Genomic DNA, 16602 nt, shown 5'->3' on the forward strand with positions numbered 1-16602 from the left:
AAACAGCAGGCAGCCAGCATAAGGCTGTCTTACAACTCTAAAGCTACAGGGCTACATAGAGGAGTACCGTAAATGCTATATCAGGCATACAGCTCCTTGTACATCTTTATGCCTTGGTGCCTTTGTAACTATAAAAAGATCGGCTTAATACTTTGCGGCCTTGCTGGGAATGGAGGCCTTTATAAACTGCCGGATCTGTTCCGTGCTTGTTTTCAGGTCTTCCTTACGCAGGTACATCATATGTCCGCTGCGGAACCCCGCCCATTGAATCCGGTCCTTTAACCGTCCGGAAGGATCCATCTGCCACAGGTTGTATTTGGCGTTGAAATAATCGCAGGCACCGTCGTAATACCCGGATTGTACCAGCAGGTGCAGGTATGGATTGGTGGACATTGCGCTCCGCAGGTTCTCCCCGGTACGGTCGTTATTGTTATCCCAGGGGTATACAGGCCCGAAAACATTGTACGGATAGTCTGTTTTATAATTCAGCTCATTTCGCAGGTACATGTTAACCGGCGGTGTAAAAGCGTGCAGCCAGGCTGTAAGCTCGGCATTAAAATCGGGCCGCTCCCCGCCATCCCGTTTATCAATGCCTTTGTAGCGCGAATCCAGCCGGCCGATCGTAAACCCTTCATTGCGCAGCAACTCCTTCCAGAACAGGTTGGGAGAAACGTCGAGGTTGTTTTGAAGGATCACCTGCTGTGACAAACCGGAGTAGGCTGCCATTTTTTCTGCAATGGATCTTTTGGTGGCTTCTTCGAGCAGGCTGCCCTTATTTAAAGCGGGCAGCAATTGGTTCATGGTAAAATCTTCTACTTCCGGCAGGAAAGCCTCCAGTTCCTTTTGCTGAAAATTGGCGGCCAGTTTTTTATGGTACCAGGCCGTGGCAGCAAAGTACGGCAGCCGCAACGCCGCATCCGTTGCGGTTCCCCGCTCAATACCCAGGGTAGTAGGCGATACCAGTACCACACCATTCAGGTACATCCAGTGCGCCTGCTGCAGTTCCAGCGCCAGGCCGGACACCCGCGTGGTACCATAGCTCTCACCGATCAGGTACTTGGGCGATCCCCAGCGATCATAGCGGGTAACAAAGGTATTGATCCAGTCTGCCAGGTATTTGATGTCTGCATTGACCCCAAAGAATTTTGTTTTGGCCACATCCTTTCCCACGATCCTTGAGTAGCCGGTATTTACCGGATCCACATATACGATATCGGCCACATCCAGTATCGAATACGGGTTTTCTTTATACCCGTAAGGTTGTACAGGATATCCCTCGTCATCGATGTTCAGCAGTACCGGTCCGGTATAACCGATATGCATCCAAACAGAAGCAGAACCGGGTCCGCCGTTAAAAGAAATCACCAGCGGCCTTCCGCCTTTAGCGGCATCGGTGCGTTCATAATACGTATAGAATAAACCGGCGATGGCCTTTCCATCCTCATCCCAAACCGGCAGGGTACCGGCAATGGCTTTATATGCCACTTTCTGACCTTTAATGGTCACCGTATGATTCGTGGTTACTACCGCATCGGGATTGAAGCTCAGATCCGGCGATGCATTTTTCCGGGTTTCCGCAGGAGCTTCCTGCTTTACAGGTGCCGGTTTGGGAGCCTGGGCAACCGTATGAAGTACTGTAAGCATTGCAGCAAAGCAGCAGCAAAGGATCTTATTCATGATGATTATTTAATGCGAAAGAATGGATCAAACCTACCGATTTTTTTTAAAGGAATATCCGTCATTTATACCAGCGGTACATGCAACACCGGCGCGCTTAACGCAGCCATCCCAAAAAGAAGGGCAACCCGTGAAAATGATCTACATGATCCGGAGCTGAATTGCCGGCAAAACCCAGTACCTTGAAATGCCCGCTTCCCGCTTCACTGATCTGCTGCATGCCCACCGGTCCTTTTTTTAAAACGGGAATAGCCTTTAGCTGTAGTTGCTGCAACAGGTAGCCCGCCGCTTCCGTAGTACTTACAAATGTGCCCGGGAAAATTTCCGAATGCGTAAACAGCATTTTCTTCCCTGTAATCGGCAGCACCGCTTGCCGGGCAAATGCCAGAAAGGGTGCCAAACCAGCCGTGTCGATCTGTCCGCCCTCGGCCAGTACCTTCCGTTCGGGAATATAGCTGGCATGCAAGCCATCCAGCAGCAATACGGCGTTTACCGCTTCAAAACCATCTGCGCCGGACAAGATGCTCCGGATGGCTCCATACCCCGCACTAAACCCGCTTAAAATGATCCGGCGCTGACGGATCTGGTTGCCAAGCTGCTCCTGAACAGAACGCCATACGGCCATTACCAATTTTTTAAACACCGTATCGTTTTGAAAGGGCCGGGCATAGGCCCCGGATCCGGATCCCAGATTTACCGATACAGCAACAAGATTGGTTTTGGATTTTTCAGCAGCATAGGCGGGTACATAGCCCATCCCATGAAAATGAATGAGGAGATCTGCTTCCGCTGCTTTCTTCAGCCGGCGGGGAATGTACACCAACACCGGTTTGGCCAAGATGCTGTCCAGCGTACAGGTAATCCCCTGTTGCATCTCAAAAGCGATCCGCTCATGTTTGCGTACGGTTTCCTGCATGGGTGAGGGATACTGATCGGGCAGCTTTACAGACTGGGCGGCAACCGCCTGGGCAAACAGTACGATCCAAACAGATAAGTATTTCATATCCTTATTTTAAAAAAGGTTCACGAAAGCCGTGCGGCCTTGGTGAACCTTCGTTATCATCGCTCTCTTTTTTTACTTCAGCACGCCCAGCTCTTTGCCCACCTTGGTAAAAGCAGCAATCGCTTTATCCAGGTGTTGCTGCTCGTGGCCGGCACTTAGCTGCACCCGGATCCGCGCCTGGCCCTTCGGCACTACCGGGAAAAAGAAGCCGATCACATAAATGCCTTCTTCCAGCAGTTTCGCCGCAAAATCGGCCGCCAGTACCGCATCATACAGCATGATGGGCACAATGGGGTGATCGCCCGGTTTAATATCAAAGCCCGCCGCCGTCATTTTTTCACGGAAATATTTCGTGTTATATTCCAGTTTATCTCTTAATTCCGTTGAAGAAGAAAGCATGTCCAGCACGGCAATAGAGCCACCCACAATGGAGGGCGCCAGGGTATTGCTAAACAGATACGGTCTTGATTTCTGGCGCAGCATATCAATGATCTCTTTCCGGCCGGAAGTAAATCCGCCCGAAGCGCCGCCCAGGGCCTTACCCAGCGTGCCGGTAATGATATCGATCTTTCCCATTACCCCGCGGTATTCATGGGTACCACGCCCGGTTTTACCCAGAAACCCGGAAGAGTGGCATTCATCGATCATGATCACGGCATCGTATTGTTCTGCTAGCTCCACAATTTTATCCAGCTGGGCAATGGTACCATCCATACTAAAAGAACCGTCCGTAACAATGATCCGGCTCCGGGCACCGGAAGCTTCTTTCAATTTGGCTTCCAGGTCTTCCATATTATTGTGCTCATACCGGAGCCGCTGTGCTTTGCAAAGCCGCACCCCGTCAATAATGCTGGCATGATTCAATGCATCGGAGATGATCGCATCCTGGTCGCTGAACAACGGTTCAAAAACACCCCCGTTGGCATCAAAGGCAGCGGCATACAAAATGGTATCTTCTGTACCCACGAAGGCGGATATCTTTTCCTCCAGCTCTTTATGAATATCCTGCGTACCACAGATAAAGCGTACGCTGCTCATTCCATATCCCCGCGCATCAATGGTGGCATGTGCCGCTTTGATGACCTCCGGGTGGGAAGAAAGACCCAGGTAGTTGTTTGCACAGAAATTGATCACGGTTTTACCATTCACCTGTATTTCCGCACCCTGTTCGCTTTCAATGATGCGTTCTGTTTTATACAAACCGGAAGCTTTGATTTCCTCAACTTCGGCTCCGATCCGTTTTGTAAAATTCTCGTTCATATAAAATTAATTTAACTGTGCAGCATGATTGGGGCACCCCGCAAAGGTGTTGAAAAAAGGCTTACAAAAGAAGGCTTTCCGGCGATTTGTTCAATCGGTTGAACGGCATCCGGAGGCCTGTATGCAGCCCCGGCCGGGACATTTATCCGAAAAATTTGTCCCGCAATCGCATTTAGCCTATTTTTATTACTTTACATCAACACAGTATTGTTGACCGTCATGAAAATAAAAACAGTTGTACTAACGCTTTTGTATACCCTGACTGCTGCCAATCTCCATGCTCAACAGGATGGTTTTTTGTCTTTTACGGCCCCCGCTTATCTGCCTGAAACATTTTACAAAACATTCGGGAAAGACCTGCCCATTTACAACGGCCGTCTGTACCAGGGGTACCTGCCCACCATTACCGGAACGCCTTTCCTCGACGAAGATCAATGGACCGGAGGAATTGTATTTTTTGACAGCACCTGGTATAAAGATGTGCAACTGAAATACGATGTGGTTGCAGGCGAATTGATGGTCGACAATCCCGGCAGAATGCCGGTGATCCTGCCCAATAACCGGCTTTACGGTTTTACACTGGGCCAGCGAAAATTTGTAAAACTGGGACCGGGTAACAGCAGCCTGCTATCCAGCGGTTTTTATGAAATGTTAAGTGAAGGAACCTTAACAGCACTGGCGCTGCGGAAGAAAACGATCAAGGAAACGACCGGCCAATCGGTGATCGAGCGGGAATTTATCTGGAACACCCGTTTTTTCATCTACAAAGACGGAACATTTTATCCGGTAAACTCAAAGAGAAATTTATACGCAATCATAAAAGAGAAGAAAGCGGCCATTCATAAAGTATTAAAGAAAAACGATATCCGGTTCAGAAAAAATCCTGAGGCAGCAATCCGGACGGCCACTCAACTCTATAACCAGGACTAATGTTAAACAGGCTATTTATATTCATCATTGGCTTCAACCTGTGTACGGCCGCTTCAACCGTAGCCCAAACAGTAGCACCGGGGGCTGTTGGAACAGACAGCATTCCGGCAACCGCTTATTTTTTACAGCTGGAGCAACAAACAGGCTACTTTTTTTATTACGATCACATCCTGGTTGATTCCGTAAAGATCAGGCGGCCCGAAGAAACCGGACCGCTGGCCGCGGTGCTGCAAAAGGCGCTCAACAGAACCGCATTAACCTACTCCATCGATGACCGGGAAAGGAAAGTATATATCACCGGAAACCTGAGGGTTCAGCTTTCCCTTCCGGAAGGCTTGTACCGGGAAACAGGCAAACCGGCAACGGCACTTAAACCGGTAACGGTAACCGATTACGGGCTGAGTGATAAGCAAAGAAGAAATGCTACTTCGGAAGAGCGGATTTATGAGATCGGCAACCGGAATGCACCCCGGCACCCGCAGGCATTGCTAACAGGGAACGTAAAAAGTGCACGTACCGGAGAGCCCTATCCGAATGCTTCCGTAGCCATCGACAACGAATATTTCACCAATTCCGATGCCTACGGCAATTATTCCCTAAGTATCCCTCCGGGAAAACATGTGCTCAACATTATGGGGCTGGGTATCCGGGAAACCAACCTGAACCTGCAGGTATATGCAGATGGACGGATGGACATTTCTGTACAGGAGCAGGTACCCACGCTTAAGGAGGTGGTGGTTTCTTCTACCCAAACCCGCAATGTACGCAATGTACAGATGGGTGTATCGCGCCTGAGCATCCAGGAAATAAAACGCATTCCCACGGTATTTGGTGAAGCCGATATCCTGCGTGCCATTACCACCCTGCCCGGTGTAAAAACAGTAGGCGAAGCCAGTACCGGGTTTAACGTAAGAGGCGGCTCTTCCGATCAAAACCTCATTTTGTTCAATGATGCCACCATTTACAACCCCTCCCATTTTTTTGGCATGTTTGCCGCGTTTAACCCCGAGATCGTTAAAGATGTGGAGCTTTACAAGAGTTCCGTACCGGCCAAGTATGGTGGAAGGCTGGCTTCCGTGCTGGATGTAAACAGCCGGGAAGGGAATAAGAAACAGCTGACCGGTTCTGCCGGGATCGGGCTGATCACCAGCCGTCTTCAACTGGAAGGTCCGATTGTAAAAGACAAGACCTCCTTTATTTTTGGCGGGCGCACCACTTATGCCAACTGGCTGATTGACCTGTTGCCCAAAGAATACGATAAAAGCAGGGCATCCTTCCAGGACCTGAACTTCGGCATCAGTCACCGGATCGATTCCAGCAGCAATATTTACCTGAATGCCTATTACAGCAACGACCGGTTTAACCTGAATAATGATACCACCTATGGTTATACCAACCGGAACCTGTCCTTGAAATGGAAGAAAAATTTTACCCGCCGTTTACAGGCGGAACTGATCGGAGGATACGACTATTACCGGTACCGTATCAACAGCGACTCCAATGTGGTAAACGGTTTTAAACTTTTCTTTGATATCCGGCAGTTTTACGGGAAGCTCAATTTTGTATACTTCCTGAACCAGAAGCATTCCTTCGATTTCGGGTTGAACTCCCTATCCTACCTGCTTAATCCCGGTACCTTTGACCCGGCCAGTAAGGGATCGCTGGTACAACCGGATACTGTTAGTGCCCAGCGGGCATTAGAAAATGCGGTCTATATCACGCACCGGTTTAACGCCACCGGTCAGCTTTCTTTCAGCACCGGTATCCGCTACTCGTATTATTCGTACCTGGGTCCTCAAACGGTAAGCAATTATCGCGACGGACAGCCGATAACGGACGAAACCCGTACCGGTACCACTACTTACGGCAAAGGCAAGTTCATCAACAACTACCAGGGTCCGGAAGTACGCTTTTCCATGCGGTATGCATTTACACCCAGTTTTTCCATAAAAGCCAGCTATAACTCCTTACGGCAATACATCCATTTATTGTCCAACACTACGGTAATCTCCCCCACGGATATCTGGAAGCTGAGCGACCCGAATATAAAGCCGCAAACAGGCGACCAGTTTTCTTTAGGTTTTTATAAGAATCTTAAATCAAACACCATTGAAACTTCCATTGAGGTATATTATAAAAACATTAAAAATTACCTGGATTATAAACCCGGTGCCACCCTGCTCTTGAATCACAATATCGAAACCGATGTGATCAATACCAAGGGAAAAGCCTATGGAATAGAACTCCTGGTTAAAAAACAAGTGGGTAAACTGAATGGCTGGATCGGGTATACCTATTCACGCATCCTGCTCCGTTCTACCGACCAAAGCCTTGGTTCTTTAGTAAACAACGGCGATTTTTACCCGGCCAACTATGACAAGCCGCACGATCTGACGATCGTGGGTAATTTCAGGATCAATCACCGGTTCAGCCTGTCGCTGAATTCCACTTACAGTACCGGAAGGCCCATCACGTACCCCATCGGCCGTTTTTATTACCAGGGAGCCGAAAGGATGCTGTACTCCGACCGGAACCAGTACCGGATCCCCGATTATTACCGGACCGATTTCTCAATGAATATCGACGGGAATCATAAAATACATCAGAAAACGCATAATTCCTGGACCATCGGCGTGTACAATCTCCTGGGAAGAAGAAACCCGTACTCGGTATACTTTGTTTCCGAGCAGGGAATTGTGAATGGATACAAATTATCCATTTTCGGAAGCGCCATACCTTTTATCAACTACAATATTCGTTTTTAAAATGAAACAGGGATATTTCTTACCGCTGCTGGTCGTCATCGTTCTTTGCTTTTCCTGTAAAGACCGGTACTACCCTGAAATTGATTCAATAAACACCAACTATCTCGTGGTAGAAGGCACCCTTATTTCGGGGAATGCAGCCACCAACCTGCAGTTATCCCGAACCACACCCATCAACGGCGGCAAAGGAGCTGCACCCGAAACCAATGCAACCGTTACGGTGGAAGGAAGCGATAACTCGGTCAAAAACCTCACCATGAGCGGAGGAGGCAATTACCAGGGCGTACTGGACCTTTCGCCCGCCAACCGCTACCGCGTGCGGATCCGGACGGGCGGCAAAGAATACCTGTCGGACTTTGTAGCCGTAAAAACAACACCCGAAATTGACAGTATCGGGTACAAGCAAAGCGATAAAGGCGCCCAGCTATATGTAAATACCCACGACCCCAGCAACAGCTCGGTGTATTACCGCTGGGACTTTGATGAAACCTGGGAGATCCGCAGCGCCTACCATTCCGGTTTGGTTTATGATCCTGCTTCGCCAGATGCAGATAAAGCCGGCGTGCGGAATCGCATTTTTCCCCAGGAAGAGATCTTTTTTTGCTGGAAATATGGCCGGTCTTCCAGTATTTATATCGGCAACTCCGCCAAACTCACCTCCGACGTCATTTACCAGCAACCGCTGAACCTGATCCCTTCCGGGGATGAGCGGCTTTCCGTAAAATACAGCATCCTGTTACGGCAATATGCCATGGATAAGGCCGCCTATGAGTTCTATGATCTGATGAAAAAGAATACCGAATCCATTGGTGATATCTTTGGACCTCTGCCCTCCGAATTGAGGGGGAATATACATTGCATCAGCGATCCGAAAGAGATCGTTATCGGATATATTTCTGCAACAGCCCCCACACAGAAGCGCGTATTTATAAACAGCCCGGCGGGATGGTCGTTCCGCCAGTTTTGTGAAACAAAATTTATCATTGCCAATGCAGACAGTACGCGTGACGCATTTTTACAGGGTGCACAGATCCCGGTTTCGAATAGCACACGGGGGGCGTTTGAAGAAGGATACCTTTCATCCTCATCCGTATGTGTGGATTGCAGGACAAGGGGCGGTAACACACAACGGCCTGCTTACTGGCCTCAATAATTTAGACAGAACATGCATATGACGATACATTCTTCCCGTTGTTATTTCAGGCTGCTGATGGCTGTCTTCTGCCTGCAGCTGCACCTGGCAGCACCGGCGCAACCTCAAAAGAACGAGCCCGACCCGGAGATCATCTTTGTACATAGCGACAAAGAATCGTACCTGGCGGGAGAGCTGGTATGGTTTAAAACCTACCTCATGGCTGCCGGTACGCATACACTGGCCGGCTATAGCAGCATTGTGTACCTGGAGCTGCTGAATGATAAAGGAAGGGCAGTGAGCCAGGCAAAAGTACCCGTAACAAAGGGCACCGGCAGGGGAAGCTTCTACCTCCCTGTTAACGCCACAACCGGTGCCTATACATTGATTGCCTATACCAACCAGATGAAGAATGGGGATGCCAGATTCCTGTTCCGGAAAAAACTCCTGGTTACAAATACGATCGCAGCAGGGGAACATACGACCCGCATAGCCCGTCCGGAACCGATCCTCAACTTTTTTCCGGAGGGCGGCGAGCTTATTGAAGGACTTCCCTCTAAAACAGGTATTCAGGTGCTGGATCCGCAAACCGGAAAGGGACTACCCGCAACCGGAAGTATTATTGAGAACGGCACGGATACCATCGCCCGGTTCCCCGTTTTAAAATTTGGCCTGGGCCAGTTCAGTTATACGCCGCTGCCGGGCAGAAAGTATACGGCAATCCTGTCTGTGCCGGGAAAAGATGTCATCAAAAAAGACCTGCCCACACCCAAAAGCAATGGAACCGTTTTAAGCGTTACCGATAACGGAGGCGATGCTTACCTGGTTAAAATAGCGGCCCACGCGGCTGCAGCTCCGCAAAAAATGGTACTGGTTGCACACAACAATCAAAAGAACACTTTTGCAACAGAAGTGGATCTGCAAACCCGTAATACGGCGGAGATCACCGTAAGCAAAGCCAAACTGGGCAAGGGCATCACCTGTTTCACCCTGTTTAATCAAAGCCGCAAGCCGGTAAATGAACGGCTGGTGTTCCTTCCACAGGTGCTGCCGACCCGGCAGGTAACGATCAGCACAAACGGGCAACAGCTTTCGGTAAGAGACAATGCCGGCTTACAACTGGTTCCGGCCTCCAACAGTGACGGGCAGGACATCATACAGGGTTCACTTTCCGTTTACGCCATGGATCAAAACTCCGAAACGGCCGGTATCAATGAATACCTGCAGCTCACCGCCGCGCTTTCAGGAACCGTTGAAGACCCCGGCTTTTATTTTACCTCCGAAGCAACCCAGGGAAATGCCATCGAAAACCTGATGCTCGTAAACGGGTGGCGGCGTTTTGATGCCGGTGCACCTCTTTTTGACCCGGCGGTAAAATATCTTCCCGAATACGACGGGCATATTGTTGCGGCAAGGGTCACCAACCAATGGGATAACCAGCCGGCAGCGGGAGCGCCGTATTTACTAACCGTGCCCTCCATTCCCTTTGGTCTTTATAACGGAACCAGCGACAGCAGCGGCATTGTACGGTTCAATGTAAAACGATACTTTGGGCCGGGGGATGTATTCCTTAAACCAACGCCCGCAACCAGCCTGGCGGGAAGTTATAAGGCGGCTCTTATTTCGCCGTTTATCGACAGTGCTAACCGGTCCTTTACCCAATTGCCTTATTTTCCGGCACCGGCAGACAGTGCCTACCTGCTCAGACGCAGCATTGCCATGCAAACAACCAATATTTACTACCGGGACAAAATCAATAGCTATGCGGTGCCTCAGCCACCGGATACCCTTCCTTTTTATGGAAAGCCAGAGATCAGCTACCTGCTCGACGACTACAAACGGTTTTCAACGATGGAAGAAGTATTACGGGAATATGTGCGGCCTGTAAATGTGGTGATGCGCGACCGCAAGCTGCACATGACGATCTATGACGACAAATATCAAACCGTTTATAAATACGCAGTGCTCGTATTGCTGGATGGGGTGCCTTTAACCGACTATAACAGCATCTTTAATTATGATCCTTATAAAGTAAAACGGCTGGACGTAGTTCCGCGGCGGTTTGTACTGGGAGCTTCCCTTTACTCCGGTGTGGTAAGTTTTCAAACTTATAATTCAAAATTTGACGGGTTTGAGCTGGATCCGGCTGCGGTTGCCATCGACTACGAAGGCCTTCAGCTACAGCGCGTCTTTTATGCACCGGTTTATGCAACTGGCCAGAAAGGCGATCCGAGAATTCCGGACAACCGCACCACGCTGCTTTGGGAGCCCGATATCCGGCTGCAAGGCCGCGAGCCATTAAAACTAAATTGTTTTACCTCCGATTTCAAAGGAGTCTATAAAGTAGTATTACAGGGCATTTCAAATAAAGGAACCCCTGTTTTTTCAGAAGCCACTTTTACCGTAAAATAAAGAAGAACAGCACCCTGCTTCCGGTTGTTTGCCACCGGTCATTCGTTAATGACAGCTATACATTCCTGAATTTCTGGATGTAGGATTTCGCAGTGGGCTGTTGTTTCCCGGTTGATGGTGATGGCAGTATAACGGGAGCCCTGCTCCCTTTTTCATTTAAAACAGCCGCTTCTTTCGCCCGCCCAGGCCAATGGCGCCCAGCAACGAACGCACAATGGTGTTGCCTGCGGTACGTGCCATGCTCTTTACGATGGGGTTATCAAAAAAGCCTTTTTCCTCCGCTGCCCTTGCCGGCTTTTTTTCCTCTTCCTGCTGCGCCGCTTTTTCTGCCGCATCATTGAGCTTTTGGGTCAGGATTTCACAGGCACTTTCATTGTCGATCTCTTCGTTATAATGTGCCGCAATTTTTGATGCACCCGTAATTGCGTCGATCTCCGCATCCGTCAATACATCCATACGGCTTTGCGGAGCCCGCAGCATACAATGTACTAGCGGCGTAGGTATCCCTTTTTCATTCAGCATCGTGATCAGTGCTTCCCCGATACCCACTTGTGTCAGCAATTCATCTGTTTGATAAAAGGTGCTGATGGGATAGTTTTCCGCTGTTTGTTTAATCACCTTACGGTCTGCTGCGGTAAATGCCCGCAACGCGTGCTGTACCTTCAATCCCAGCTGTGCCAGTATCGAAGCGGGAACATCCATTGGATTCTGGGTACAGAAGAATACGCCCACGCCCTTGGAACGAATCAGTTTAACAATCGTTTCCAGCTGGTTTAACAAGGCCGTACTGGCTTCATTAAAGATCAGGTGCGCTTCATCAATAAACAATACCAGTTTCGGTTTATCCAGGTCTCCGGCTTCGGGAAGGGTAGCATATAACTCCGCCAGCAGCTGCAGCATAAACGTAGAGAACAGTTTCGGGCGATCCTGCAGATCCGTAACCCGTACAATAGAGATCATTCCCCGTCCGTCATTGCTGATGCGCATCAGGTCATCTACATCAAAACTGCGTTCGCCAAAAAACAGGTCGGCCCCCTGTTGCTGCAATTCGATCACTTTTCGCAGGATGGTTCCTGTGGAAGTGGTCGATATTTTTCCATAGGTCTTTTCCAGCTCCGCCTTCCCTTCATCACTTACATATTGCAATACCTTTATAAAATCCTTAAGATCCAACAGGGGCAACTTGTTATCATCACAGTATTTAAAGATGAGGGCTACAAAACCTCCCTGAGTATCGTTCAGGTCCAGGATCTTTGAAAACAGCACCGGTCCAAATTCACTTACCGTTGCCCGTAGCCGGGTACCTTTTTCTTTACTCAATGTAAGGAATTCGACGGGGTACGCTTCCGGTTTAAAGTCAATACCCAGTTTCTGGCAGCGCTCTGTAATTTTATCATTCACGGTACCGGCGGCGCCGATGCCGCTCAGATCGCCTTTGATATCCATCAGCAATACCGGTATACTTGCATCACTCAATCCTTCTGCCAGTACCTGCAGGGTTTTGGTTTTACCCGTTCCCGTTGCCCCTGCAATCAGGCCATGCCGGTTCAGGGTTTTAAAGGGAATGTTTATATCCGCCTCCGGTACTACATCTCCATTTAAAATGGCCCGGCCTATTTTATAACTTTCACCTTTAAAGGTATAGCCTTCTTTTACGGTTTGCAAAAACTGAGTGGTATCCGCCATAACTAAATATTTGGTATTGCAATATTCCTTAAGTTTTTTGAAAAAAAGAATAAAATTCCATCCCCGTAAGAAATTCAGCCCCCATACCCGGCAGCAACGCTTGCTAAACCATAAAATGCGTATAAATACGGTAAGAAAAAGGGCAGATGTACGCTGGCCTGAGCCGGCAGCTGCCGGTACTTTTGAGTTATAAACACATTCATTTAAAAAACAGTGTTATGAAAACAACATTATTCCTGACGGCGATGGCCGTATTGATCATTGCCGGTTGTAAGAAGAAGAAAGAAGATGCCCCGGCGCCATCCGTAATCGGTTTTTGGGAAGGCAAATATGGCTCCGGCAGCACCGTACCCAATAAGCCTTATTTTTTCCTGTACCGCTCCAATGGCACCGTGCGGGTATATGCAGATGCCAGTGATACGGCCACCGCAGGCAAGGCAGAAGGCACTTATATTGTTACGGGCACTACAATAAAAACAACATACACCTACCCGCCCAGTACTTCTTATTCAACCACAGCCGCCGTTGATGCCGGTTTTACAACCATGGACGGTACCTGGGGCGCCGGCGCCAATACCAGCGGCAACGGTACATTCCGCATCTTTAAAAAGTAACGATTCGCCAGATTCAGGTATTGTATCCGGGCTGGTGATCCGTTTAACTTTGATCTGGAATGAAGCTGTACAAAGAGCCCGGTAAACCTTTCTTACAAAAATCAAAAAACGGAGTTATCTGAAAATCCCCAACAGAGTAAGACGTGGACGCTGAAAAACGAAAAGAGTAGGCATCATATATAAATCACAGATCATGGAGAACATTAAAGAATTTGAAGCCGGATTGCTGAAAAAACTGGATGTAAAAGACATCGACAAAACGGTTGTCCGCAACATTTCAAAAGAGATCGTGAACCTGAAGAAAAACGGTTTATTGATCGACCAGGTTTTTGTAAAAGGCATTCCCCGGCTGGACCGTTACATTATCAACGGCATCGTAGATCCGGAATTCTGGAGCAAGTTCAACAATGTAGGCGGGATCTTCTCCCGGTTCGAAGTATTCCCGTATGGCGTGATCGCCCATCAGGGTTTTAAATTCACCGCCGAAATTGAAAGATGATGAATGCCTGTTCAGAAAAAGGGAGTCCCGCATATGCAGCTCCCTTCCGAACGATTCAGTTGCACCCTACCCGCAGGTGCAACCTCTGCTGTAAGCATTGCTACTCCAGCTCTTCGCCGTTATTAAAAGAACAGCTTGACCTGGAGGCATTGAAAGCTTTTTTAATCTATGCCTACGACCAGGGGTTTAATAATATCTCCTTATCGGGTGGAGAACCGTTGCTGTACAAAGATCTTGAAGCACTGCTGCAGTTTACAAAGAAGCTCGGTTATAACAATACCATGGCCACTAACGGCATGCTGCTGGGTTCGGACCGGAACCAGGCGCTGCTACAGTACATCGACCTTGTTGCGGTAAGCGTAGACGGGCCACCGGCACTTCATGATTATATACGCGGGCAAAAAGGCGCATTTGAAAAAATGCAAAAGGGCGTACAGGTTTTACAACAGCATAACAAGCCCTTTGGTTTTATTCATACCGTTACACCCGATAGCTGGAAAGAACTGATCTGGCTGGGAACATTTGCCGCCGACGCGGGCGCCCGGTTATTGCAACTGCATCCGCTGGAAATGTTCGGAAGAGCCCGGCAGGAACTTCCGCAATGGACAAACGATGACCTCCACCTGCACCGTACCTACATCTTAGCCAATTATCTCAGCAGCAAATACCGCGGCCGGATGGTAGTACAGGCAGACCTGCTGCACCGTGACTATCTCGAATCGTTTCCGCAGATCGTAAACGGCTTTGCCCGGAGCTGTAGCGATCAGCACCGCCTGGCCCATGTGATCGACACGATCGTGATCGATGAAAAAGGGACGGTTACGCCTTTTGCATATGGCTTTGATCCGCAGCTGTCCATCGGAACCATCAATGACTTTGACGAAACGTTGTTTGACCGCTACCTGGACCGGTATGCCACCAGGATTGAACGCATGCTGGAGGAGGCCCTTTCGGGTATTTCTAAAAACAAGGATCAGGACATCATTAACTGGAACGAGGTATGGGTATATCACAGCAGGCAACCGGTAAAGGCATCTGCCTGAAAGATCATTCAGCATCTGCGAAGCCATAATACCATCGCCGGCAAAACCCCTGTTATCCCGTCCTGAAGAAGCTGCATTTCCGGTCATCTTCTATCTGCATCACCCCCGCAGGGTTTTTCCTCATCGGTAACGTTCACAACCATTCAACCGATATATCACATCCGCCACAGCTCAGCATTTCTCCAACAAACCGGAGCCGCAGCCCTGACCAGGGCTGCTTTTTAACAAAAAATTCGTTTCCATTTGTTAGTGTATTAAAAAGCATTAACTTTATTTGCCATCTAATAACATAAACACAGCAACATGGAAACAAAAAAACCCAGAATATTATTGTGCGAAGATGATCCGAACCTCGGCAATGTGCTGAAAAATTATCTGGAACTGAATGATTACGATGTAACCCTGGAGCGGGATGGCCGTTTGGGTTTGGCTGCTTTTCAGCGCGAAAAGTTTGATCTCTGTCTGCTGGATGTCATGATGCCGCATATGGATGGTTTTACGCTTGCAGAAGAAGTGCGTAATGTAGACCCCGATATTCCATTGTTTTTCCTGAGCGCTAAAACGATGAAAGAAGACATCATTCAGGGATACAAGCTGGGTGCGGATGATTATATCACCAAGCCTTTTGATAGCGAGGTATTGCTGTTAAAGATCAAAGCCATCCTTAAACGGAACGAAGAACTGAACAAGGAAACAGAGAATAAAGAATACCAGCTGGCCAGTTATCACTTTAACCCCAAACTGCGGCAACTGACCCATAACGACAATACGCAAACACTTTCTCCAAAAGAAAATGAATTGCTGAAGATGCTGGCAGAACACCTGAATGACCTGCTTCCCCGCGAACAGGCACTCAAAAAAATCTGGGGCAGCGATACCTATTTTAATGGCAGGAGTATGGATGTATATATTGCCAAGCTGCGCAAATACCTGAAAGATGATGAAAAGATTGAAATCGTAAACATCCACGGAAATGGATTCCGTTTGGTAGTGCAGGATTGATATTTTTGGAGATAATTATTTCCTCAGGCCTTCTGTAGCTGTCCGCCAGCTATAGAAGGCTTTTTTAATAGCATGTTATTTTCATTGTCTCTGCCTGGTATCAGCAGGCTTTCGCGTGTATTCATAGACGGAATGCCAATAGTGTCCCCCTGCAATTATAAGTACCCATCCTCCATCATTACTTACTCGTTCTTCTCTTAAATCATGATTAGCGCTCAACGAATACTGAGTTTGGCGGCTTTCCCAAACGTTATAAACGATGAGGGGAACAATTTTAAATTTTCTCCGGGATACAAAATAGTCCTTCTTTATGCTTCCCCTGATCAGTTCTCTGGAAATACATGAATCGTTCAAAAAATTTGCAACAAGTATTTTTGTTTTATTGATCGCAGTTATGGTACATGAACGCTTATGAAACCCGAATGTGTCGCGTTGTTCTTTTAACACAGTATCTCTTTCAATCGTAAACTCCCTATGTAAGTTGTAAGTCCCTTCCAAAGATTTTGTTGATGAAAGCGGCAATGTATCCTTAAGCTTCATTTGCTTTATTGAAACACAGCCAAACAAGCCTGTTAATAT

Annotated in this window: 12 protein-coding genes; 8 read left to right on the top strand and 4 right to left on the bottom strand. The window is 48.3% G+C overall.

The genetic code is table 11. The annotated features are described in order from the left end of the window. Positions 1 to 144 precede the first annotated feature (144 nt). The 3 genes from LQ567_RS14695 to kbl form a co-directional block, all read right to left on the bottom strand. Complete coding sequence (locus LQ567_RS14695; protein WP_231005281.1) at positions 145 to 1677, bottom strand: S10 family peptidase; 1533 nt, start codon at positions 1675 to 1677, stop codon at positions 145 to 147. Between the two features lie 97 nt (positions 1678 to 1774). Beyond that, positions 1775 to 2680, bottom strand: a complete 906-nt coding sequence (locus tag LQ567_RS14700; RefSeq protein ID WP_231005282.1) for a hypothetical protein — start codon at positions 2678 to 2680, stop codon at positions 1775 to 1777. Positions 2681 to 2752: 72 nt separating this feature from the next. Then, complete coding sequence (gene kbl, locus LQ567_RS14705) at positions 2753 to 3940, bottom strand: glycine C-acetyltransferase (RefSeq protein WP_231005283.1); 1188 nt, start codon at positions 3938 to 3940, stop codon at positions 2753 to 2755. A 219-nt stretch (positions 3941 to 4159) separates the two neighbouring features. On the opposite strand from kbl, the gene LQ567_RS14710 reads away from it, so the two are divergent. From LQ567_RS14710 to LQ567_RS14725, 4 genes are read left to right on the top strand one after another with little or no spacing between them, the layout of a single operon-like run. After that, positions 4160 to 4870 carry a hypothetical protein gene (locus LQ567_RS14710; protein ID WP_231005284.1) on the top strand — a complete coding sequence of 237 codons (711 nt, stop codon included), beginning with the start codon at positions 4160 to 4162 and terminating at the stop codon, positions 4868 to 4870. Then, complete coding sequence (locus LQ567_RS14715; protein WP_231005285.1) at positions 4870 to 7635, top strand: TonB-dependent receptor; 2766 nt, start codon at positions 4870 to 4872, stop codon at positions 7633 to 7635. Before LQ567_RS14710 ends, LQ567_RS14715 begins: the two co-directional genes overlap by 1 nt. 1 nt (position 7636) lies before the next feature. Continuing rightward, positions 7637 to 8788 (top strand): DUF4249 domain-containing protein, encoded by a 1152-nt coding sequence (locus LQ567_RS14720; protein ID WP_231005286.1) that lies wholly within the window; start codon positions 7637 to 7639, stop codon positions 8786 to 8788. A gap of 12 nt (positions 8789 to 8800) precedes the next feature. After that, the gene (locus LQ567_RS14725; protein WP_231005287.1) at positions 8801 to 11179 is read left to right on the top strand and encodes a hypothetical protein; all 2379 of its coding nucleotides are present in this window, start codon (positions 8801 to 8803) and stop codon (positions 11177 to 11179) included. Between the two features lie 156 nt (positions 11180 to 11335). Here LQ567_RS14725 and LQ567_RS14730 read toward each other — a convergent pair whose 3' ends face one another. Next, complete coding sequence (locus LQ567_RS14730) at positions 11336 to 12865, bottom strand: helicase HerA-like domain-containing protein (protein WP_231005288.1); 1530 nt, start codon at positions 12863 to 12865, stop codon at positions 11336 to 11338. Between the two features lie 218 nt (positions 12866 to 13083). Between LQ567_RS14730 and LQ567_RS14735 the strand changes: the two genes are divergently transcribed. From LQ567_RS14735 to LQ567_RS14750, 4 genes are all read left to right on the top strand, one after another. Then, complete coding sequence (locus tag LQ567_RS14735) at positions 13084 to 13479, top strand: hypothetical protein (RefSeq protein ID WP_231005289.1); 396 nt, start codon at positions 13084 to 13086, stop codon at positions 13477 to 13479. A 193-nt stretch (positions 13480 to 13672) separates the two neighbouring features. Beyond that, entirely contained in the window at positions 13673 to 13978 is a 306-nt protein-coding gene (locus tag LQ567_RS14740) for a hypothetical protein (RefSeq protein ID WP_231005290.1), read from the top strand. Further along, positions 13978 to 15021 (top strand): radical SAM protein, encoded by a 1044-nt coding sequence (locus LQ567_RS14745; RefSeq protein ID WP_231007322.1) that lies wholly within the window; start codon positions 13978 to 13980, stop codon positions 15019 to 15021. The genes LQ567_RS14740 and LQ567_RS14745 overlap by 1 nt, the downstream gene beginning before the upstream one ends. 303 nt (positions 15022 to 15324) lie before the next feature. Next, complete coding sequence (locus tag LQ567_RS14750; RefSeq protein WP_231005291.1) at positions 15325 to 16023, top strand: response regulator transcription factor; 699 nt, start codon at positions 15325 to 15327, stop codon at positions 16021 to 16023. Positions 16024 to 16602: the final 579 nt, after the last annotated feature.

The sequence above is a fragment of the Niabella pedocola genome (genome assembly GCF_021044425.1).
GTDB classification, from domain to species: domain Bacteria; phylum Bacteroidota; class Bacteroidia; order Chitinophagales; family Chitinophagaceae; genus Niabella; species Niabella pedocola.